Here is a 4,911-nt window from a genome sequence, read left to right on the forward strand (position 1 = left end):
GGAACGACGGTTACTGTGTTTGAAGCTACAGATGGATTGTCGTTCAACTGAACTGTTGCGGTGTTGTCAATTGGCTCAATTTCTACACCTGCTTTAATTTTTGCTGTAATTTGTACATGAAGCTCCTTGCCTGCTATGTCATTTAGCGCTTGTCGATCGAGCGATACAGCTACCGTTTGGCCGGTAATCTCAGCTACAACGCTAGAGGCTTCCCCATCGACAAAAACTTTTGCACCTACGACATTTAATCGGTCGTCTAGTGTGTCTGCTAGCTTCAATGAATCGTATCCTCCAAGGTCTTCTGGAATAACTGTACGAATGTTGTAGGTGTATTCCTCGCCTTTTCCAATTTCTAAATGCCCATGGCCTTCCACGTCCTTCAAGCTACTTGGCGCTTTTGGTGCTGGTGGAACGACGGTTACTGTGTTTGAAGCTACAGATGGATTGTCGTTCAACTGAACTGTTGCGGTGTTGTCAATTGGCTCAATTTCTACACCTGCTTTAATTTTTGCTGTAATTTGTACATGAAGCTCCTTGCCTGCTATGTCATTTAGCGCTTGTCGATCGAGCGATACAGCTACCGTTTGGCCGGTAATCTCAGCTACAACGCTAGAGGCTTCCCCATCGACAAAAACTTTTGCACCTACGACATTTAATCGGTCGTCTAGTGTGTCTATTACTTTTAATGATTCAAAACCTTCAAGATTGGTAGGTATTTGAGCTGTAACATTGTAATGGTAATCCTCACCTTTTTCAATCTCTAAATTTTCTTTTCCTTCAACATTTTTTACGATTTCCGGTGTTTTGGGTGGTGTGACTGTCACTGGTTTTGTTACTTTACTTTTATTCTCACCGGAGACATCTATAAAATCTATTTTTGCGATGTTCGGTATTTTGTTATCTGTATACGTACTAATATCCGTACTTCCTTTAATTTTTGCAGGGATAACTAGTTCTACTTTGCTTTTGCCATCTAATCCAGAAAAATCAGTTATATTTGCGGTAACCTCATTATCTACTACTGTAATTTCCAAGCCTTCGTAGGAGCTACCATCAACTGTTACTTTGACGTCCTCTTGAATAACATCTAACCCTGAATCAACTTGATCCGTAATTACAAGCCTTTCATAATCCTTAATATCCTTAGGTAGCATTGTGACAACATTGTAACTAAAAGTGTTATCGCGATCGATTACTAAATTTTCTTTGCCATTCACATCTTTTGTTATGCTTGGACCTTCAGGCGTTACAGTAACTGAATTCGTTTCTTTAGAACTTTCGTAGCTATTTTTATGTTTAAAGTTCAAAATAGCAGTGTTGGAAATATTACCATCCACATATTCGTTAATATTCGTATCGTTATTGATCTTTGCTGGAATGACAAGTTCAATTTGTTTCTTGTCTGTTAATCCTGCGAAATCCGTCACGGTAACGGTTACTTTATTCCCCACTACATTCACATCTAATCCGCTATCGGATTGACCATCAACAGTGGCTATAACCCCATCAGAGATCACACTCAACCCAGAATCGACCTCATCTATAATGGAAAATTTCTCATAGTCCTTTATATCTTCAGGAATTTGCGTTAGGACGTTATATTTATATTCTTTTTCACGCTCGATTTTTATATGATTTTCACCATTTACATCTTTCATTATACGTTCTGGTATATCCATTTCATTAAATACTTTATTCGCTTCCAAGAATGATTGGCCATCGTTAGTTGAATATGCGAAAGAGTTATATGCTTTTTCGCCGTCTTTTAATGCCCATTTTTCCGGTGCTTTCATCGGAACGGTAAAATCTACTTCCGCTCTACTTGCAAGTAACGTATCTGCATTCATCTCAATCTTAATCGCATTGACCTTTGAGTAATCGGATACAGACTGTGACCAATTACCATTATTAACAGCTTCAATTTCATTTTCAATAATAGGATCTATACTGTAATAAACTGTATATCCAGTTGGTGCAACAACAGGACCATCTAAGAAGTTGTTAAAATTGGAGCCGCGTGCTGTCCTTATTCCATCTTGATTTTTAATAATCGTCTTGTCGTCCTTATACGGTAGTATGTCATATAAAACTAAGCTATCTAAATCTTTATCAAGGTAGTTTTTGATATTTAAACGATAGTCAAATTCCGCGCCTTCTTCCGTACCGATGCCAATCGTTGATCCACTGTTTTGATCTTTATTCTTAATATACTTGGTAGCAATGACTTCTTTTCCTTGAAGGTAGTTATAATTGGCGTTCGCATAGTTAATAAACTCTTCGGTATTTCCATTGTCATTAAGATCATATTTGTCTTGAGCTTTCTTTAGATCACTTCTTATCGGCAACTGTTCGCCGTCATAAACAAAGTATAAGTCGTTCGTGTTTAGGTCTTCTTCTGAATATTTGTTAACAATCGCTTTAACATAAATATTTTTGGCTTCACTCGCGTTAATATCTCCTAATTCATAGATAATTGCCGTACGCCCGCTATCCTTGTAATTTTCGACGATCTCATAATTTCCCGACGCACTCGGTGTTAGGCCGTTGGGTAATAAATCAATGAATTTTGCGTTTGGTAAAATTCGATTCGGATCAACTTTATACGAAGGAGCATATCTAAGAACATACTGAATTTCGTCTCCTTTAAGATAAGTATCTTTCTGGTAATTTTCGGTAATATTCTTTACAATGCCAATTCTCTCATCGGTTTGGGTTAATTGGTACGCACTCGTACTATTTTCTACTACCGAAACCCCCTCATCAGGTTGGTTCGGATACATGAAGTCTGATTTCACCGTTGCTGTATTTCTAAAAACGTTATTATCTGCATTCGCTTCATCGTAATGTACTTCTTCTGGATTTTTTATTTTCGTAAAGAGATTAATCTTTTGATTGATTGTCTCTGCAGCCATTTTATCAATCTTTAGTTTAAAGCTTTTCGTATGCTCGGGAAATACAAACGTATCGCCAGTTTTCTCAATAACTTGCTCTGTATCTCCAACAATCGCAATCAATTCAACCATACTATTTTCAAAAGAATTAGAATCTAGTTTTAGATGATCAAACATCATACGTGAATCTAACCCTATATCTGCATTATCCAGCCCGAATACATTCGCTATGGTTTCCTCAATTACAATATTACGCATCTCCATTGTTGTCGTATTATTAACCATAAGGGTCCAATCTTGCAATTGACTTTTCCCGTATTCATTGTCAATAATATTAGAAATATATGGCGAGCTTTTTGTAAAAAAACCTGTCGAAAGCTTGTCATCAAACGTGTAAGTAATATCATCTTCTAACACCGTGTTTTGTTCATAATCAGGCTTACCTTCTGGCTCTAATGTTACTTGCACCGAGTTCGTATACGTCTCTGATAGTTTAGCCCCAGGAAACGTAAGTCTCAGTTTCTCTGCATTAATTGCATCTATTAAATCACTATTTTTTTGAAATGGGCCTTCAAATACTTTTGTTACTGTATTATCAATTGAATTATACGTCCAGCCAGGGTTTTTGCCAGGATCAAACTGTGCAAACGGCGGCAATGTATCGACGATCGTTGCTTTCTCCATCTTACGGTATATCGCATTGTTCATATTTGTATTAAAGAAAAATGTAAAAGGAATTTCAACCAAATATTTTTCATCTTCGGTAACGTTTTCACCTTCTGACTTACCTGCATAAATAGCTTGATTATTATCTTGTTTATCATTGAGTCGTTTACTAAAATGTGGTGGCTTATCGTATTTCGACTTAAAATTTACAGGATTAGCCTCTGCTACGATTTCATCGTTATCATCTAAAAATGCTGCACCTATCATTAATTCATATCCCTCAGGAGTCGTTTTCTCCTTAAATTTTGTACGTACTGGGAATGACAAAATAGTTCCTCCACCAAGTGGTTTCAAGTGCACATAGGCAACACGCTTATCACTTTCCGTTTTATACTCGACTTGGGAAATTGAATCTAAATCTCCGACTTCCAGCGTATCTACATGTATACCAGGCATTTCCATTTTGATTACGGAATTCGTAAACGTCGTATCCGTTCCGCTAATTGTTAACTTAACTTCGTGCACCATTTCTTCATTTGTATAATGCTCCAATTTTGTACTTTCTTGAGTAAGCGTTGTTTGTACTGAACTTGCATTCATTGGTTTGATCATTTTTACTTCCGCATTAGATGTTCTAACTCCTTCAGATGTTTTTTGCTCTTGGGCCGGCTCATATTGCTCTGCTTCTAAGCTGCTTTGCTGACCGTGTTCATTATTTGTTTCTTCCATAGATTGGTTTACGTCAGCGCTTTCTGGGTCAGAATCTGCTTCCGTTTCCAGCGGAACGTTTATACTTTTTGTCGATTCTTTTAAATGAAATTGTACAGGAATTATTTCTCTTTCTTTTATTAATTCCTTATTCAACGTTGTCTCAAAGGAGAATGAACCATTCATAGGCGTACGACTTTCATCATTTACCGTTACATTAACTTTACCATCCGTAGTGACGCGGTATGTTCCTATTTCTTCCTTCCCTGCCGTCAACGAACCATTCTGTTTTTTTCAATGTTTAACTCTTTCGGAATCGTAAAGAAATCATGGTCTGATACCTCTTTGTCTGTTAAATTCCAATTGAGTTTCACATTGATGATCGAGTTCTTGCTCACCTGCCGTTCTGGATATTTATCAGCATCAATTTCTTTTCCATTTGCGTCTGTAAGAGTTACATCGGTAAAAACATTGTTATTTACATTGCTACCTGCTTGTATTTGTACTGGCACAGCAAAGCTAGACAAAAGAGAGTTCGTGATCAACACTAATGCAAATACAATAATACCGAACCTGTGCAGTGCTACATTATTCATTTAATGCCCACCTTTCTTATTTGCAATCAAAATTCCAACAAAATATAATC

The 4,911-nt window shown here is 37.1% G+C and carries 2 protein-coding genes; both read right to left on the minus strand.

Annotation, left to right across the window (positions count from 1 at the left end; genetic code table 11):
- Positions 1-4,541: isopeptide-forming domain-containing fimbrial protein (locus ACLIBH_RS14170; RefSeq protein WP_439317366.1), on the minus strand; the 4,541-nt coding region annotated here is incomplete at its 3' end.
- Complete coding sequence (locus tag ACLIBH_RS14175) at positions 4,538-4,861, minus strand: hypothetical protein (protein WP_439317367.1); 324 nt, start codon at positions 4,859-4,861, stop codon at positions 4,538-4,540. The genes ACLIBH_RS14170 and ACLIBH_RS14175, both read right to left, overlap by 4 nt.
- Between the last annotated feature and the right edge of the window lie 50 nt (positions 4,862-4,911).

Source organism: Virgibacillus sp. W0430 (assembly GCF_051846935.1).
In the GTDB taxonomy this organism is placed as follows: domain Bacteria; phylum Bacillota; class Bacilli; order Bacillales; family Amphibacillaceae; genus JBPYCR01.